At 74.5% G+C, this 15,816-nt stretch carries 17 protein-coding genes; 8 read left to right on the forward strand and 9 right to left on the reverse strand.

Translation table 11 applies throughout. From position 1 onward, the window contains the following. Positions 1-76: 76 nt before the first annotated feature. Entirely contained in the window at positions 77-1,750 is a 1,674-nt protein-coding gene (locus CTKZ_RS01555) for a cellulose binding domain-containing protein (protein WP_235843121.1), read from the reverse strand. Between the two features lie 324 nt (positions 1,751-2,074). Between CTKZ_RS01555 and CTKZ_RS01560 the strand changes: the two genes are divergently transcribed. Continuing rightward, positions 2,075-3,247 carry an RICIN domain-containing protein gene (locus CTKZ_RS01560; protein WP_124341289.1) on the forward strand — a complete coding sequence of 391 codons (1,173 nt, stop codon included), beginning with the start codon at positions 2,075-2,077 and terminating at the stop codon, positions 3,245-3,247. Between the two features lie 77 nt (positions 3,248-3,324). On the opposite strand, the gene CTKZ_RS01565 is transcribed toward CTKZ_RS01560, so the two are convergent. After that, entirely contained in the window at positions 3,325-4,014 is a 690-nt protein-coding gene (locus CTKZ_RS01565) for an ABC transporter ATP-binding protein (RefSeq protein ID WP_124341290.1), read from the reverse strand. A 38-nt stretch (positions 4,015-4,052) separates the two neighbouring features. Next, entirely contained in the window at positions 4,053-5,141 is a 1,089-nt protein-coding gene (locus CTKZ_RS01570) for an FtsX-like permease family protein (RefSeq protein ID WP_124341291.1), read from the reverse strand. 157 nt (positions 5,142-5,298) lie between these two features. Between CTKZ_RS01570 and CTKZ_RS01575 the strand changes: the two genes are divergently transcribed. The 3 genes from CTKZ_RS01575 to CTKZ_RS01585 all read left to right on the forward strand — a co-directional run bounded on the left by CTKZ_RS01575 (position 5,299) and on the right by CTKZ_RS01585 (position 7,677). After that, the gene (locus CTKZ_RS01575) at positions 5,299-6,510 is read left to right on the forward strand and encodes a sensor histidine kinase (RefSeq protein ID WP_235843122.1); all 1,212 of its coding nucleotides are present in this window, start codon (positions 5,299-5,301) and stop codon (positions 6,508-6,510) included. Next, complete coding sequence (locus tag CTKZ_RS01580; RefSeq protein WP_124341292.1) at positions 6,507-7,130, forward strand: response regulator; 624 nt, start codon at positions 6,507-6,509, stop codon at positions 7,128-7,130. The genes CTKZ_RS01575 and CTKZ_RS01580 overlap by 4 nt, the downstream gene beginning before the upstream one ends. A gap of 157 nt (positions 7,131-7,287) precedes the next feature. Then, positions 7,288-7,677: a hypothetical protein gene (locus CTKZ_RS01585; protein ID WP_124341293.1), complete on the forward strand. Its 390-nt coding sequence runs from the start codon at positions 7,288-7,290 to the stop codon at positions 7,675-7,677. Between the two features lie 133 nt (positions 7,678-7,810). Here the strand turns inward: CTKZ_RS01585 and CTKZ_RS01590 are convergent, their stop codons facing one another. Continuing rightward, entirely contained in the window at positions 7,811-8,365 is a 555-nt protein-coding gene (locus tag CTKZ_RS01590; protein WP_124341294.1) for a hypothetical protein, read from the reverse strand. 357 nt (positions 8,366-8,722) lie between these two features. Here CTKZ_RS01590 and CTKZ_RS01595 point away from each other — a divergent pair, with 357 nt between their 5' ends. Then, positions 8,723-10,342: a glycoside hydrolase family 27 protein gene (locus CTKZ_RS01595; RefSeq protein WP_235843123.1), complete on the forward strand. Its 1,620-nt coding sequence runs from the start codon at positions 8,723-8,725 to the stop codon at positions 10,340-10,342. A 102-nt stretch (positions 10,343-10,444) separates the two neighbouring features. Here CTKZ_RS01595 and CTKZ_RS01600 read toward each other — a convergent pair whose 3' ends face one another. Genes CTKZ_RS01600 through CTKZ_RS01610 form a run of 3 tightly spaced genes read right to left on the reverse strand, consistent with a single transcriptional unit; the run spans position 10,445 to position 12,080 of the window. Then, entirely contained in the window at positions 10,445-11,023 is a 579-nt protein-coding gene (locus CTKZ_RS01600; RefSeq protein WP_124341296.1) for a GNAT family N-acetyltransferase, read from the reverse strand. Between the two features lie 35 nt (positions 11,024-11,058). Beyond that, positions 11,059-11,694: a transcriptional regulator gene (locus tag CTKZ_RS01605; RefSeq protein ID WP_124341297.1), complete on the reverse strand. Its 636-nt coding sequence runs from the start codon at positions 11,692-11,694 to the stop codon at positions 11,059-11,061. Further along, positions 11,691-12,080: a DNA-binding protein gene (locus CTKZ_RS01610; RefSeq protein ID WP_124341298.1), complete on the reverse strand. Its 390-nt coding sequence runs from the start codon at positions 12,078-12,080 to the stop codon at positions 11,691-11,693. The genes CTKZ_RS01605 and CTKZ_RS01610 overlap by 4 nt, the downstream gene beginning before the upstream one ends. Before the next feature lie 68 nt (positions 12,081-12,148). On the opposite strand from CTKZ_RS01610, the gene CTKZ_RS01615 reads away from it, so the two are divergent. The 3 genes from CTKZ_RS01615 (at position 12,149) to CTKZ_RS21320 (ending at position 15,006) form a co-directional block, all read left to right on the forward strand. After that, the gene (locus CTKZ_RS01615) at positions 12,149-13,375 is read left to right on the forward strand and encodes a PEP/pyruvate-binding domain-containing protein (RefSeq protein ID WP_124341299.1); all 1,227 of its coding nucleotides are present in this window, start codon (positions 12,149-12,151) and stop codon (positions 13,373-13,375) included. Further along, the gene (locus tag CTKZ_RS01620; RefSeq protein ID WP_235843124.1) at positions 13,372-13,992 is read left to right on the forward strand and encodes a histidine phosphatase family protein; all 621 of its coding nucleotides are present in this window, start codon (positions 13,372-13,374) and stop codon (positions 13,990-13,992) included. The genes CTKZ_RS01615 and CTKZ_RS01620 overlap by 4 nt, the downstream gene beginning before the upstream one ends. Before the next feature lie 129 nt (positions 13,993-14,121). Beyond that, complete coding sequence (locus CTKZ_RS21320) at positions 14,122-15,006, forward strand: hypothetical protein (protein ID WP_160142798.1); 885 nt, start codon at positions 14,122-14,124, stop codon at positions 15,004-15,006. A gap of 32 nt (positions 15,007-15,038) precedes the next feature. Here the strand turns inward: CTKZ_RS21320 and CTKZ_RS01630 are convergent, their stop codons facing one another. Further along, on the reverse strand, positions 15,039-15,401 hold the full coding sequence (locus CTKZ_RS01630; protein WP_124341300.1) for a DUF2568 domain-containing protein: 363 nt from the start codon (positions 15,399-15,401) through the stop codon (positions 15,039-15,041). A gap of 132 nt (positions 15,402-15,533) precedes the next feature. Beyond that, positions 15,534-15,816, reverse strand: a 283-nt coding sequence (locus tag CTKZ_RS01635) for a cold-shock protein (protein WP_148090445.1), incomplete at its 5' end; no start/stop codon positions are given.

Genomic DNA, 15,816 nt, shown 5'->3' on the forward strand with positions numbered 1-15,816 from the left:
GTCGACGGTGCTCCACGTCAGCTCGACGTGGAGCACCGCCTCCGGTCAGCCGCGCCCTCCGGGCGTGCTCAGGCGCTCAGAGCGTGATCACGACGGTGGAGATGCTCCGTGCGGGGACGTCGACCGTCACCTGGCTGCCGTTGACGCTCGTGGTCCGGGCCGCGCGGCTGGAGTACTGCGAGGTCATCGTGTGGAGCGCAGACCTGACGTCCTGCGGCGCCTGGATGACGGCGCCGTTCACCGCGCTGGTCGAGCGGTTGAGGATGACGAGGGTGACCTTGCCGTCGCCCTGGTATGCCGTGACGTCGAGCGGCGACGCCTTCGCGCTCTCGGTCACGCCGACGCGCTGGTAGCCGGGGCGGACGTACTTGGAGTACTGCGAGAAGGCCCAGCCGCGCTTGAGGACCGCCCCGCCGGTCGTCCCGTACGCCGACTCCCCGTCACCGATGAACGAGTAGTAGCGCCGCCCGTACCACCAGACGTACGCGCTCCAGTTCGCCTCCATGGTGCGGTTGACGGAGGGCATGATCCTGTCGAGCGTCTCGTTCCACGCGGCGGCGTTCGACGGGTCGCCCCAGATGCGCGACCCGCTGCCGTCGGCCTCGTGGAAGTTCCACTCGGTCATCCACTGGTTCTTCCCGTACTGCGCGGCGAGCGGGTACCGGGAGAGGTTCGGCCCGGTGTCCTGGCCGTAGATGTGGCCGCCGATGTAGCCGATGTTGCTGCGGGCGGTCGCGTCGTTGAGCGTGGGGTCGGTGTAGGCCCGGTTCGAGCCGAGCGACTCGGCGACCATGAGCTTGGTGCCCGTGATCTTCGCGCCGTGGTCGCGCACGAAGGTGCGGAGCGTGTCGCCGGTCCACGCCATCGAGTCGTAGTCGGGGTGCCAGTCCGGCTCGTTCTGGATCGACGTGACGTCGATCGTCACGCCCTGGCTCTTCATGTACTGCACGTAGCTGTTCAGGTGGTTGGCGTAGTCCCCGTAGCGCGAGGTCAGCAGGGTGCCGCCGTTGATCCGGCTGTTGTTCGACTTCCACGCGGCCGGCGCGGTCCAGGGCGAGGCGAGGATCTTGACGTCGGAGCCGTACGCCTTCGCCGTCTTCAACGCGCTGACCTGCGTGCCCCACTCGCTCGACACCGGCGAGATCCCGGTGCGGACGATCGACAGGCCGAGCTGGTTGTCGCCCATGCCGACGAGCGTCTGCGTGTCGGCGGTCGACCACGCGCCGCCCCAGATCGACACGGCCGCGCCGAAGCCGTCGATCGTCTGGTACCTGGTGCCCGTGTTCACCGTGAGGTCCGCGGGCGCGCTGGTCGGGTTCGGCGTCGGCGTCCGGGTGGCCGAGGGTGTGGGGGTCGGCGTCGCCGTCCCCGTGGGTGTCGGCGTGGGGGTGCCGCTGGGGGACCCCGTGCAGGTGGTCCCGTTGAGCGCGAAGGACGTGGGCGCCGGGTTGGCGCCGCTGTGGCTGCCGTTGAAGCCGAGCTCCGTCGACGCCCCGGTGCCCAGCGAGCCGTTGTACGACGCGTTCCTCGCGGACACGGCCGCGCCGCTCTGGGTGACCGTGGCGCTCCAGGCCTGGGTCACGGTCTGCCCCGCGGGGAAGGTCCAGGTGAGGACCCAGCTGCTGACCGCGTCACCGAGGTTGGTGACCTTGACGGCGGCCGTGAACCCGCCGCTCCACTGCGAGGAGACGACGTAGTCGACCCGGCAGCCGGTCGCGGCGGACGCCACGGGTGCCTGGGCGACCGTCACCCCGGTGAGCAGCGTCGCCGCCGCCAGAGCCACCGTCCAGGGCCGGCGCCATCGTTGGGCTCTACGCATGATTTCGTCCGATCGTCGTTGGTCGTCACGTGCGCCCGACGGTCCCCGCTGGCAGCCGGCGGACAGGGACCAGGACGCACCGGTCGGCGTGACTATGTCGGGCCGGATCGGACCTGTCCAGCGCCCCCGGACCTAATCGTTTGGGCCGATCGCGGGCCTCGCGAGCCCCGTGCCAGAGTGGGCCGGTTCCGCCATGTGAGCGTTCACATCGGGATCACCCCGCAACGGCGCGGCCATCTCCAGGAGGCACACGACATGCACCGAACCGTCCGACGGCTGCTGGTCGCCGTCACGCTCTGCGTCGCACTGGCCGGGGGTGTCGTCACGCAGTCCGCGCCCGCCACCGCCGAGAGCAACGGCGGCACTCGCGTGATGCCCCTGGGCGACTCGATCACGGACGGCGTCGGCATGACCGGAGGCGGCGGCTACCGCGTCGGGCTGTGGCAGCGCCTCGCGCAGAACGGCTACACCACGGACTTCGTGGGGTCGGGCTACAACGGGCCGGCCAGCATCTGGGACCACGACCACGAGGGGCACTCCGGCTGGCGGATCGACCAGATCGACGCCAACGTCGTCGGCTGGCTGCGCACGTACCAGCCGCGCAGCGTGCTGCTGCACATCGGCACCAACGACATCAGCCAGAACCGCGACCTGGCGAACGCCCCGGCCCGCCTCGCGGCCCTGGTCGACAAGATCACGAGCACCTCCCCCCAGACCGACGTCTTCGTCGCGACCCTCATCCCGGTGTCGTACGCCGACGCCAAGGTCCGGGCCTACAACGCCGCCATCCCGGGCATCGTGTCGAGCAGGGCCGCCAGCGGGAAGCGCGTGCACCTCGTCGACATGTACAGCGCGGTGAGCCTCGCCGACCTCCCCGACGGCGTGCACCCCAATGCGGCCGGCTACGACAAGATGGCGGCCGTCTGGTTCGCCGCGCTGCGGTCCGTCCCGGGCAGCATCGGCAACCCGGCCGGGAACCCCGGGGGCTCGGGGCCCGTGGACACCGCGGCCTGGTACACGCTCGTCAACCGCAACAGCGGCAAGGCCATCGACGTCTACAACCTGTCCACCGCCGACGGCGCCCGCATCACCCAGTGGTCGCGCAACAGCGGCACCCAGCAGCAGTGGCAGTTCGTCAGCACCGGCAACGGCTTCTACCAGCTGAGGTCGCGGCTGTCGGGCAAGGTCCTCGACGTGGCCGCGAGGTCGACCGCGGACGGGGCGGCGATCCAGCAGTGGAGCGACAACGGCGGCACCAACCAGCAGTTCAGCATCCAGACCATCGACGGGTACGTCCAGCTCATCGCCCGCAACAGCGGCAAGGCGGTCGAGGTGCAGGGCGCCTCCACCGCCGACGGCGGCAACATCGTCCAGTACTCCGACTGGAACGGCACCAACCAGCAGTGGCAGCTGGTCCGGGTGGGCTGAGCCCGCCGCGTCACCGGGGTCGACGGAGCGGCTCCGTCGGTGTCGCCGCATGAGGTCCTCCGCGGGGGCCGCCCCTGTCACACGGCCGCGCGAGCACCCTCGAGACCGCCGTCGACCAGGTGCGCGACGGCGTCGACCGACCCGAGGGTCGACGCGTCGTGGGAGACGAGCAGCGTGGCGGCGTCGAGGTCGCGTGCGAGCCGGGTGATCAGCTCGACGACCTGCGTCCCGCGTTCGTGGTCGAGCGCGGAGGTCGGCTCGTCGACGAGCAGGACGTCCGGCCGGCCCACCAGGGCACGCGCGATCGCGACGCGCTGACGCTGCCCGCCGGACAGGTGCGCCGGCCGACGGTGCGCCTGGTCCGCGAGCCCGACGGCGTCGAGCAGGCTCATCGCCTCGCCGCGGACGCTCGCGGGGCGTCGACCGCGCAGGTGCGCGTGCAGCTCGAGCTGCTCGAGCGCGGTGAGGGACGCGAGGAGCTGCGGGGACTGGAAGACGATGCCGATCCGGTCGAGCCGCAGGCGGGTCGCCTCCGCTCTGCCCGTGGTCGGGGTGAGGACCACCTCCTCGCCGAACGCGACGTGACCCGTCGTGGGGCGGGTGAGACCGGCGGCGACCGCGAGGAGGCTGGACTTCCCCGCCCCGGAGGGCCCGAGCAGGGCCGTCGTCGTCCCCGCGGGGACGGTCAGCGTGACGTCGTCGACCGCGGTGAGCGTGGTGTCGCCGTCCGGGTAGACGAGGCTGAGGTGGTCGAGGTGCAGATCCATGGTGATCTCCGATCGGGGACGGTCCGCAGGCAGGTGGGTCAGCGGGCGGCGAGGGCCGCGTGGGGGTCGGTCCGGGTGATACGCGCGACGGCCGCTGCCGCGCCGACCAGGCCGAGCACGACGAGGAGAGCGGCCGGCGCGAGCGTCGTGGCCGGCGAGACGACCATCGGCAGCACCGCGGCGAGGGCGGAACCCGCCGCGGCGGCCAGGCCCGCGCCGACGGCGACCGCTCCGACGAGGATCAGTGCCGCCTGGCCCAGCGCGTCGCGCAGGAGGTAGCCGGTCGAGGCGCCGAGCGCCTTGAGGACGGCCACGTCGCCCTGACGGCTGATCGTCCACACGGTGAAGAACGCGCCGACGACGAGCGCGGAGATGGCGACGAGGAACGCCTGCATGGTCGTCAGCGACAGGTTCTCGGCGGTGAACGAGGAGACGGCGCTGCGGGCCGCGCTCGTGGTCACCGTCGTGGTGCCGATCGCACCGTCGGCGGACGCCTCGTCGGCGCGGCCGGTCGTCGTGAGCGCGACCACCGTCGCGAGCGGTGCCTCGCCCCCGCCACGTGCGCCGACCTGCTGCCAGTCGGCGAGGGAGACCCAGACCACCGGGGTGTGGGAGAGCTGGGCGTCGTCAGCGACGACGCGCGTGACGGTGAGCTCGGCGCCGTCGACGGCGAGCGCGCCCCCGGCGGCGACGGAGAGCGCGTCGGCTGCGCGGCGCGTGACGACGACCTGGCCGTCCGCGGGCCCGCCGCCCGGCGCGAGGTCCGAGCCCGCCTCGACACCGAAGGCGGTGACGGCGACCGTCGTGCCGTGGTCGCCCTGCGACGTCGCCCGGGTGGTGGCGATGCCGAGCGGCTGGGCGTCGCCCACGCCGGGGACGCGCGACCACGCCTGCCACTGGTCCTGCGTGACGCGCGAGGACGTCAGGTCCGGCTTGTCGCCGGGCGCGGCCATGCCGAAGGCGAGCCGGTCCGCGGGAAGGTCGGTCAACGCGGACACCGACGCACGGGCCAGGCCTGCCGTCAGGGACGACAGGAACGTGACGAGCACGGCGACGAGCAGGACGACCGTGCTGATGAGGGCGAAGCGGCCGCGGGCGTGCCGCAGGTCGCGCAGCGCGACGAACACAGGACCTCCGGAGGGTGGGAGAGGAAGGAGCTCCAGGCTCGCCGGGGACGCGTCGCGCCGGATCGTGAGCACGGTCGTCGTCTCCGCGCCGGACGGCCGAGGCGCGCCTCGTCCTTTCGGTCGATGCGCTCCCCGGTGCCGCGGTTAGCGTGGCGGGGTGGGACGACTGGTCGATGCGTCGCGTGCCCTGCTGCGCGGGCTCGACGTGCTCCTCGTCGCGCTCGTGCTGGTCGCGGTCGTCCAGGCGTCGCCCGGAGCGCGGTGGCTCGCCGCGGCGGTGGGTGCGGCTCTCGTCGGTGTGCACGTCTGGGGCCGACGGCACGTCCGGGTGCACGAGGCGGCGGTCGACGGCCCTCGAGGTCACGGCCGCGCGGTGCTCGCGTGGATGGCGGCGGACCTGGCGCTGTGGGCGGTGCTCCTGGTCGCGTCCCCGGCCGCGCTGTGGCTCGCGTTCCCGCTCGTGCTGCTGCAGATGCACGTGCTCGGGCCCCGACGCGGGATCCCGCTCGCGGCGCTCACGACCGCCGGCGCCGTCGCCGCCGGGCTGGCGCGCCGGTCGCCCGACGATCCCCTGCTCGGGTACGTGCTCGGGCCCGCTGTCGGTGCGGTCGTCGCGATCGGCGTCGTCCTCGGGCTCGAGGCACTGGTACGGGAGTCCCAGGCACGCCAGCGGGCGCTGGACGAGCTGACGGCCGCGCGCGAGCACCTCGCTGCCGCCGAGCGCGACCGCGCCGTCGCGGCCGAGCGTGAACGGCTCGCGCGCGAGGTCCACGACACGCTCGCGCAGGGGTTCACCGCCGTCGAGCTCCTGCTGCGCTCGGCGCGGCAGGCGGTCGGCTCCGACGACACCCGCGCCGCCGACCTGGTGGACACCGCGCGGCAGACGGCCCTGGACAACCTCGCCGAGGCGCGCCGGTTCGTCCGCGCGTTGTCCCCGGTCGACCTGGCCGACTCCTCGCTGCCCGACGCGCTCGGCAGGGTCGCCGCCCGGACCGACGACCAGGGGCTGCGCGTGGCGATCCGCGTCGAGGGTGCGGCCCGGCCGCTCGCCGTCCCGGTGGAGACGACCCTGCTGCGCGTCGCGCAGTCCGCGCTCGCGAACGTGCACCAGCACGCGCACGCGCGGCGGGCCGACGTCACGCTCACCTACCTCGAGGACACGGTGCTGCTCGACGTCGTGGACGACGGCGACGGCTTCGACCTCGGCGCACCCCCGGCGGGCGGCGGGTTCGGGCTGCCCGCGATGCGCTCGCGCGTGCACGAGCTCGGCGGGACGCTGGCCGTCGAGACCGCGCCCGGGGAGGGGACCGCCGTCGCCGTCAGCCTGCCGGCGGCTGCGCGCGACGCCGACGAGCAGGGAGAGCCGTGATCGACGTCGTGATCGCCGACGACCACCCGGTGGTCCGCGCGGGCCTGCGTGCGGTCCTCGAAGGAGAGCCCGACATCCGGGTCGTCGCGGAGACGGCCAGCGCCGAGCAGATGCTGGCCTGGACGGGCGCGCACCACGCCGACGTCGTGCTGCTCGACCTGCGCTTCGGGCCCGGGCGGATGAGCGGGGCGCAGGCCACGCAGGCGCTCACCGAACGCGGCGGGCCCGCGGTGCTCGTGGTGACCACGTACGGGTCGGACGCGGACATCCTCGCGGCCGTCGAGGCGGGCGCCACCGGCTACCTGCTCAAGGACGCGCCGACCGACGAGCTGGTGCGCGCGGTCCGTGCCGCGGCGGCCGGCCAGGTGACGTTGGGGCCCGCCGTGCAGGAGCGCCTGCTGGGCCGGGTGCGCGCGCCGCAGCTCGCGCTCACCTCACGCGAGCTGGACGTGCTGACCCTGGTCGCCGCAGGCCGCTCGAACGACGAGATCGCCCGCGAGCTCTTCGTCTCCCGTGCCACGGTCAAGACGCATCTGGCGCACCTCTACGACAAGCTCGGCGTCACCTCCCGGACCCGAGCGGTCGCCGTCGCACGCGAGCGCGGGGTCCTCACGTCCTGACCGCCCCGAAGCCGCCGGACGCGGCCGTCGAGGAGCGCGGGATCGTCGGGACGGCTCGGGACACGTCCGGTTCCCCCGAGATGCGAGGCCCGTCCCCTCGCTGAGATGCTGGCCCGCCCGGACCGACCAGGGTCCCGACGATGACGGAGAACCGCCCGTGCGCCGCACCCGCACCCTCACCGCTGCTGCCGCCGCCCTGCTGACCGCAGGTGCCGCCCTCGCCGGAGCCGCCCCCGCGTCGGCCGCCCCGACCCTCGACCTCGTCGTCCAGAAGAACGGCGTGTGGAAGGGCTACGCCTCGGTCAACGGGTCCACCGGACGGCTGTGCGTCCGCGCGTGCCACTCGACGCCGGGAGCGGTCGCGGTCGCGAACGTCTGGTACGAGGGCCAGCTGCTCGGCCGTGTGTCCGACCCGGGCGGCGACTCGGAGCCCACCTGCGGGTACACGCGCACCGACCCGGGCTACTGGGCCGGTCTCGAGCTCCTCTTCCACCCCGAGACCGGGAGCACCCTGCGCGCGTACGACAACTTCTTCTTCCCCCGCTGATCGATCACGGCCGCCCGGTCGCCACGGACGTCGAACCGGCCGGGCGGTCGACGCTCCGAAGGATCGGCCCGTCTGCCCCAGCGGCGGCGACAGCGGCGACTGCCCGGGTGCACGACGTCGGAGCGCGGCCCTGTCAGCCGATGAGCAGGCCGAGCCCGGCGAGGAACCCGATACCCGCGAGGACGGACAGGAGCGCCCAGGCGCGCGCGTGGGGCAGCCGGCGGCCGAACACCACCGCAGCGAGGACGAAGAGCGCGCCCGGGACACCCCAGATGAGCCACGTCGCGCCGAAGTTGAACCACCCCTGAATGCTCATGTCGCTGATGCCCTTGTCGAGCGGCTCCATGAGCCCGGCAAGGGTCGCCGTCTTCACGACGGTCTCCGCGAGCGGGTAGGCGAGCTGGACGGCACCGGCGCCCCAGAGCCCGCCGAGCACGACCCGACCAGGTAGCCGCCTCCCCCAGGGCTGGATGGACGCCAGCGCCACGGCGACCGTCACCAGCCGCAGGCCGATCGCGAGGACGACGACCTCCTGGTCGGCCGTCCCGCCGCCTCGCACCCGGGACCAGATCAAGGCGCCACCTGCGACGAGGCAGCAGGTGCCGACCCAGGCGGCGGCGAGCACGGCCGGCCAGCGCGGGGCGTGGTTCCCGGGGTCGACGGCCGGTGGTGCGGCTCTCGGTGTCATGCCTCGACGGTGCCGTCCGGGCTCGCACGGCGCATCGGGCACGACCCCGGCCCGCGCCCTGGCCTGCGCCGGACCGGACCCTGACCCGACGACCGCGCTGCCCGTCCCCGCGCTCCGCCTGAAGGAGGAGCCGCGTCGGGCGTTCGAACCGTTTCGGACCTCGTCGAAGGGGTTCCGCGACAGCCGAGCGCTGGCACGATGGCGGCGATGTGAGCGCTCACATGGGCTCGGTGACCGGCAGCCGATCCCGGCGTGCGCCCGTCGACCACCACCACGACCACCGCACAAGGGAGTGCTCTCGTGAGAAGTTCTCGTCGTCGTCGCTGGTGCAGCGCCCTGGCCACGACCGCTCTGACGGTGTCCGCGATCGCCCTCGGCGTGCCCGCGCAGGCCGCCGCACCGGTCGCCGCGGCGGCCGCCCCCACGGTCGAGGAGCCGGCACCCCTGCCGCCGCTCGGCTGGAACAGCTGGAACACGTTCTACTGCAACATCGACGAGCAGATGGTCCGCCAGACGGCGGACGCGATGGTGAGCTCGGGGATGGCCGCAGCGGGCTACCAGTACGTCGTCGTCGACGACTGCTGGATGCAGGACACCCGCGACGCGAGCGGCAACCTCCGGGCCCGCACGGACCGGTTCCCGTCGGGCATGAAGGCGCTGGGCGACTACATCCACGGCAAGGGGCTGAAGTTCGGGATCTACCACGCGCCGCGCGAGAAGACCTGCAACCAGTACTTCGCCAACCTGCCGGGCACGTCGTCGTACGGGCGCGAGACGCAGGACGCGAACCTCTTCGCGTCGTGGGGCGTCGACTACGTCAAGCACGACTGGTGCGACCCGCGGGGCAGCGCGAGCGAGCAGGCCACCGTGTTCAGGCGGTTCGGCGACGCGCTCAAGGCCACCGGCCGCCCGATCGTGTACTCGATCAACCCGAACAGCGCGCACTCCAACACGGCGCCGACGTACTCCGGCTGGGGCGCGTTCTCCGACATGTGGCGCACGTCCGAGGACCTGTCCGCGTCCTGGTCGACGGGCTGCTCCCCGTCCGCCGACTGCTTCGTCGGCATCACCGAGGCCCTCGACATCGTCGAGCCCATGCGCGAGTGGACGCGACCCGGCCAGTACAACGACCCCGACATGCTGATGGTCGGCGTGCGGAACGCGCTCACGGCGACCGAGAACCGGGCGCACCTGAGCATGTGGGCCATGCTCAGCGCACCGCTGATCGCGGGCAACGACCTGCGGAACATGTCCGCCGACGTGCGTACGGTCCTCACGAACCGCGACGTCCTGGCGATCGACCAGGACCCGCTCGTCCGGCAGGCCGACCGCGTGCGCGACGACGGCGACGCCGAGGTCTGGGCGAAGCCGCTCGCGGACGGCTCCGTCGCCGTCGCGCTGCTCAACCGCGGCTCCGGCACGCGGCAGATCTCGACGACGCTCGGGCAGGTCGGGCTGGGCTCGGGGACGCACCAGTACCGGGAGGTCTGGACCGGCGCGACAGGCACGACGACCGGTCAGATCACCGCGCAGGTCGCGCAGCACGGCGTCGCGCTGTTCCGGGTCACCCCCAGCGGCACCACGCCCCCGCCGCCGACCGGCAGCACGCTCGTCAGCGCGTCGTCGGGCCGCTGCCTCGACGTGCCGGGGAGCGCCACCGCGAACGGCACCGGCCTCGTGATCTGGGACTGCCACACCGCGCCCAACCAGACGTGGACCGCAGGCACGGACGGCACGCTCCGGTCGCTGGGCAAGTGCCTCGACGCACCCCTGACGGCCACCGCGGGCACGCGCGTGCAGCTGTGGGACTGCAACGGCGGGACCAACCAGCAGTGGACGTTCCAGGGTGACGGCACGATCCGCGGCGTGCGGTCGGGGCTGTGCCTCGACGTCGACCGCAACCTCACGGCCAACAACACCGCCGTGCTGCTGTGGACGTGCACGGGCGCGACGAACCAGCTCTGGTCGCGGCGGTAGGAGCAGGCACGGCCGCGGGCGCTGTGGGGAGCGGCGCCCGCGGCGGCACCGTGGGGTCGCGCCACCGGCGCGGCCCCACGGTCGCCTGCGCCGACCTCCGGGTCAGGCGCGCAGAGCGCGCGTCTGCTCCCACCGGTCCCGCGTGATCTCGTACCGGTAGCCCCCGAGGTCGGCGCCCTCGACGGCCAGCATGTCGTCGGGCGTCTCGAGCGCCTCCGCGACGGTCATCCCGACCTTCTCCATGACGTGCTGCGAGGCCGTGTTGAGCGCCATCGTCGCGCCCCACACGACGCGCACGTCGAGCTCGGTGAACGCCTTCTCGACGAGGGCCGCCGACACCTCGGTCGCGTAGCCCTGGCCCCACGCCGCCTGCCGCAGCCGGTAGCCGAGCTCGACCTCGTCCAGCGGACCGTCGCGCTCAGGGCGCAGGCAGAACCAGCCGAGGAACGCGTCGTCCTCGGTCGCGTAGGCCGCGAACAGGCCGAACGCGCCCGCCCACCGGTCGTAGCCGGCGAGGATGCTCGGCAGGTCGCGCTCGCGGATCAGCTCCGGCGCCGTCGGCTCGCCGCCGGACAGGAAGCGCATGACGGCGGGGTCGCTGTCGAGCTCGACCAGCAGGTCCGCGTCGTCGGCGCGGAAGGGGCGCAGCGTCGCACGACCGGTCCGGAGGTAGGTGTCCACGGGCGTCAGCATGCACGACCGCGACCGGCGACGGGTCAGGGCTGCGCGTGGCGGTCGAGGCCGAGCGTCGCGAGCAGGTCCTCGTGCAGCTCGAACCAGACCCGGTGGCAGGAGTCGAGGTCGGAACGGTCGACCCAGCCGTGCTCACCCGTCCGGGCACGCCGGAGCGCCGCGTCGACGCGCGTGTCGTAGTCCGCGAACCGGGTGAGGACGTCACGGAGCCGTCGGACCAGCGGCGCCAGGCCGCGGGCGATGGCGCCGAGCTCGGCGAGGACGTCGGCGTCCCACGCCCCGTCGGCGTGGTCGTTGACGGCGAGCGCGTCGGAGGGTGTGGGGCGCATCTGCCAGCGGGTGCAGGCCGCGAGCAGCCGCGCGTTGAGCGGGAGGAACTCCCGGTGGACCGCGTCGACCTCCGCGCCCGCACCCGCGGCGGCGACCTCGGCGGCGAGCTGCCGCTCGTTCTCGGCTCGGCCGCGGTCGGTCAGCGACCACCCGCTCAGGTCGGCGAAGGTCGAGCGCGTGACCCAGCCCCACGCCTCGGCGTCGCCCAGCGTCTCGCCGACCTCGGCGACGTCGAGGCCGAAGCGGCCCGCGACGGCCGTGGTGTCGGCGAAGCCGAGGATGCGGACCGCGTGCAGCGTGAGCAGCTCGGGTGCCGACGGCCGAGTCATGCGCCGGTCCGGTTCGTCAGCCGCGCGTAGTGCTGCTGGCACGCCTGCGGCGAGTTGAAGCCCATCGCGTCGGCGATCTGCGCCCAGGTCAGCCCGGCACTCCGCGCGACGAACAGCAGGCCGGCCTCGAGCCCGTCCACCTCGGCTCGCGCCGCGGGCAGCAGTGCCAGCGCCGCGAGCAGCCCAGGGCCGTCGAGATCCGGCGAGCGCCAGAGCGCGAACTGCGCGAGGTCGGTCGCCGACGGCGGCACCGGTGCGGGCCGCCACGGGCGGGCGACGAGGCCGTCGGCGCCCTCCCGCAGGAGCCGGTCGCGCGCCTGGTCCTCGCGTCGCGCCCTGTCCTGGTCGACGGTGGCTCCGTGTGGGTCGGGGTCCTTGCGCGTCATGCTCCGACCTTGCACACTCGACGGGACGCCGTCAACACAACGTTGATGACCAGGAGGGAGGCCGACCGATGCTCGTGCCGCTGACGGATGCCAGCGCCCGCACCTGCGGAGGCAAGGCGGGCGCCCTCGGCGACCTGCTGCGCGCGGGCCTCCCGGTGCCGGACGGGTGGGCCGTCCCGCTCGACGTCTACCGGTCGGCCGTCCGCGACGCGAGCAGCGCGTCGGAGACGCGCCGGAACGGGCCGGCGGCGATCGCCGACCGCCCGGTGCCCGCGGATGTCCGGGCAGCGCTCGCCGACGCGGTAGCGACGCTCGGCGGCGCCCCGGTGGTCGTGCGGTCGTCCGCGTCGGACGAGGACGCCCACGACGGCGCGGCGGCGGGCCTGTACACGAGCACGCTGGCCGTGCGAGGCGTCGACGCGGTGGTCGCGTCGGTCCGCGCCTGCTGGGTGTCGCTCCACGCCGACCCGGCGGTGGCCTACCGCGCGGCACGCCGGCGCGACGCCGACCCGGCGATGGGCGTCGTCGTGCAGCGGCACGTGGACGCGGACGTCTCGGGCGTCATGTTCACACCCGCCCGTCCCGACGGCCCGACGCGGATCGATGCGTCGTGGGGGCTCGGCCCCAGCGTCGTCGAGGGCGCCGTGAACCCCGACGCGTACACCGTCGGCGCGGACGGCTCGGTGGATGCGGTCACGGCGGAGAAGCGGACCCGCCTGGACCGTCGCGGAGACCGGCTCGTGACGCGGGTCGTGCCCGCCCCCGACCGTCACCGACGCGTGCTCGACGACACCGACGCCCGGCGGCTCGCCGACCTCGGACGCGTCGTCGGTGCCGCGCTCGGCGGTGCGCAGGACGTCGAGTGGGCGATCGCGGACGGTCAGGTGTGGATCCTGCAGGCCCGGCCGGTCACCGCCGACCTCCCGCCCGCGACGCCCCCGTCGCCCACCGTGCGCCCGGCCGCGGGCGCGACCGTCCTCACCGGGGCACCCGGCAGCCGCGGCACGGCGACGGGTCCCGCGCGGGTCGTCCGGGACCCCGGCGACTTCGTCCACGTCCGGCGCGGGGACGTCCTGGTCTGCCCGTGGACCGACCCCGGCTGGACGCCCCTGCTGCGGGTCGTCGGCGGGGTCGTCACCGAGACCGGCGGGGTGCTGTCCCACGCTGCGATCGTCGCGCGCGAGCTCGGGATCCCTGCGGTGCTCGGCGTGCCCGACGCGACGCTGCTGCTCGGGGACGCGTCGCTCGTCACGGTCGACGGGAGCGCGGGCACCGTCACGAGGGCGGTGGGGTGACGACGACGCGCAGCGTGGTGCGGCACCTGTACGTCGCGCGGCACGGCGAGGCCGACGCGTTCGGCGCCCTCACCGACGTCGGTCGCGTGCAGGCGAGCCTGCTGGGTGAACGCCTCGCGGGCGTGCCCGTCGACGCGGTCTGGCACTCGCCGCTCCCACGCGCGGTCTCCACCGCGCACGCGCTCGCCCGGCACCTCCCCGGCGTCGCGCCGGCCGAGGCCGCGGAGCTCGTCGACCACGTCCCGCACGTCCCCGACCGGGCCGACCTGCACCCCGCCTGGGCGGAGTTCTTCGACGGCGTCGACCACGCGGAGGCGGCTGCCGGCAGCAGGCTGGCCACGGCGCTGGTCGACCGGTTCGCGACCGCGCCGGACCCCACGGTGACGCGCGACACGCACGAGGTGCTCGTCACGCACTCGTTCCAGGTCGCCTGGCTCGTGCGGCACGCGCTCGACGCGCCCGCGTCCCGGTGGCTCGGGCTCGACAGCGGCAACACCGGGCTCACGGTCCTCGAGTACCGCGCGGGCCTCCCGCCCCGGCTCGTCGCGTTCAACGACATGGCGCATCTGCCGGCGGAGCTGCGCTGGACGGGCTTCCCCGACGGCCCTCGGCCCTGATCCCGCACCGTCGGCGGGTGCAGCGCGCACCCCCGCACTCCCGGACGGTCGGCGCCGGCGCGCCCGCGGCTTGTGGCGCGCGGTGGGCGGGCGCACGATGGCCGGACGCGTCGGGTCGAGGGGGGGACCATGGCTGGTCGGGGGGGACGTCGTCGTGCGCTCACGGGCGCGGCGGTCGGGGCGGTGCTGGTCGGCGCGGTGCTGGTCGTCGCAGGGGCGTCGCCGTCGGCGGCAGCCGCGGAACCTCCGCCGACGCTGTGCTCCGACATCCCGGGCTCGTCGCTCGTGGAGCAGAGCGTCGAGGGCGACCTCGTCGTCGACGTCGACTGCTGGATCTTCCGCGGGACGGTCCACGGCGACGTCACGGTGCTCGCGGGGGCGACGTTCTCGGTCGGTCGGGCGTCCGTCGACGGCGACGCCGAGGTGGCCGGGCGGCTCGAGCTGGGTGACTCGCGGGTGCGCGGCGACGTGACCCTGACCAGCAGGGACACCGCGTCGCTCAAGATCTGGGTGGGCGACGGTGCCGGCGGCTCGGTCGACGGCGACGTGACCGGCGAGGCGGTCGACGTCTCCCTCGAGGCGGCCCGCCTGTGGGGCACCTACGACGTCGAGGTGCGCGACGCGACGCGCGTCCGCGGCCGCTCGGAGCTCATGGGGCCCGCGGCGGTCACGGGCGGGCGGCTGCTGGTCCACGGCGCGACGTTCTACGGCGGCCTCACGAGCACCGGATCCGGCGACGTGCTCGTCTGCGGCGCGACGGTCGCCGGGGACCTGCGGGTGACCGGCCTGACGGACTTCGCGAGCATCGGTGCCGAGCCGCGGCGCGACCAGCGCGACTGCTACGTCCTCGTGACCGGGTCGCTCGTGCTCGTCGACAACCCGCACAGCGTCGACCTCGGGTACGTCGCGGTCGCGCACGACCTCGTCTGCACCGGCAACACCGGTCCGCGCGGGGTCACCGGGACGAGCTGGACCGAGGTGCACGGCGACCGCACGGGGCAGTGCGTGCGGTGACCCGTCGCGCTCGCAGCCGCACGCGTCCCGCTCTACAGCGCGCGCGGCGCGGCGGCGAAGGCGACCGCCCCCACGAGGGCGACGGCCACACCCCACCAGAGCAGCCCGGCGGACGCCGCGAGGACCGCGACGACGACGAAGACGGCGACCTGACCCATGAAGCGAGGCCAGCGTCGCTCGACCCGGTGCGCAGAGCGCGGGGCGAACCAACGGCCCCACACGAGCACCACCGCGAGCGGCAGGACGACCGCGAGCACCAGCGCCGTCCACGGCGGCTCGCCGAGCCGCCAGCCGGTCACCGCCGCGAGCACCACGAGCGCGAGCTCCGCCACGAACGCCGCGACCGCGGCCGGGTGCGTCGCGGTGCGCCACTCCGCACCGGTCGGCTCGTCCATGCCCGCAGCGTGCCACGGGCGGTGGCGGCTCACGTCCTCCGGTGCGGGCGAGGTCAGGCGCGCGAGGTCAGGCGGGCGTGGTCGTCGTGCGGGCGCGCAGGACGACGCGAAGTCGCGGCGGGCCGGCTCGGCTCAGATCAGCTCGACGCCGTCGGCCTGCGGGCCACGGTCGCTCTGCCGCACCCGGAACCGGACGCGGTCGCCCTCCTCCAGGAACTCGGTGTTGCGCACGACGGAGACGTGGACGAACAGGTCCGGGCCGCCGGAGTCGGGCGTGATGAAGCCGAAGCCGCGGTCCGCGTCGTAGCGCGCGACCACGCCCTCGCCGCCGCGCGCGGGTGCACCGCCGCGCGCGGGTGCACCGCCGCCCGAGTGCGGGCCCGACCGCCCGCGGGCCGGCGCCGCGGGTGCGCTC

This window comes from Cellulomonas algicola (assembly GCF_003851725.1).
Taxonomy (GTDB): Bacteria; Actinomycetota; Actinomycetes; order Actinomycetales; family Cellulomonadaceae; genus Cellulomonas; species Cellulomonas algicola.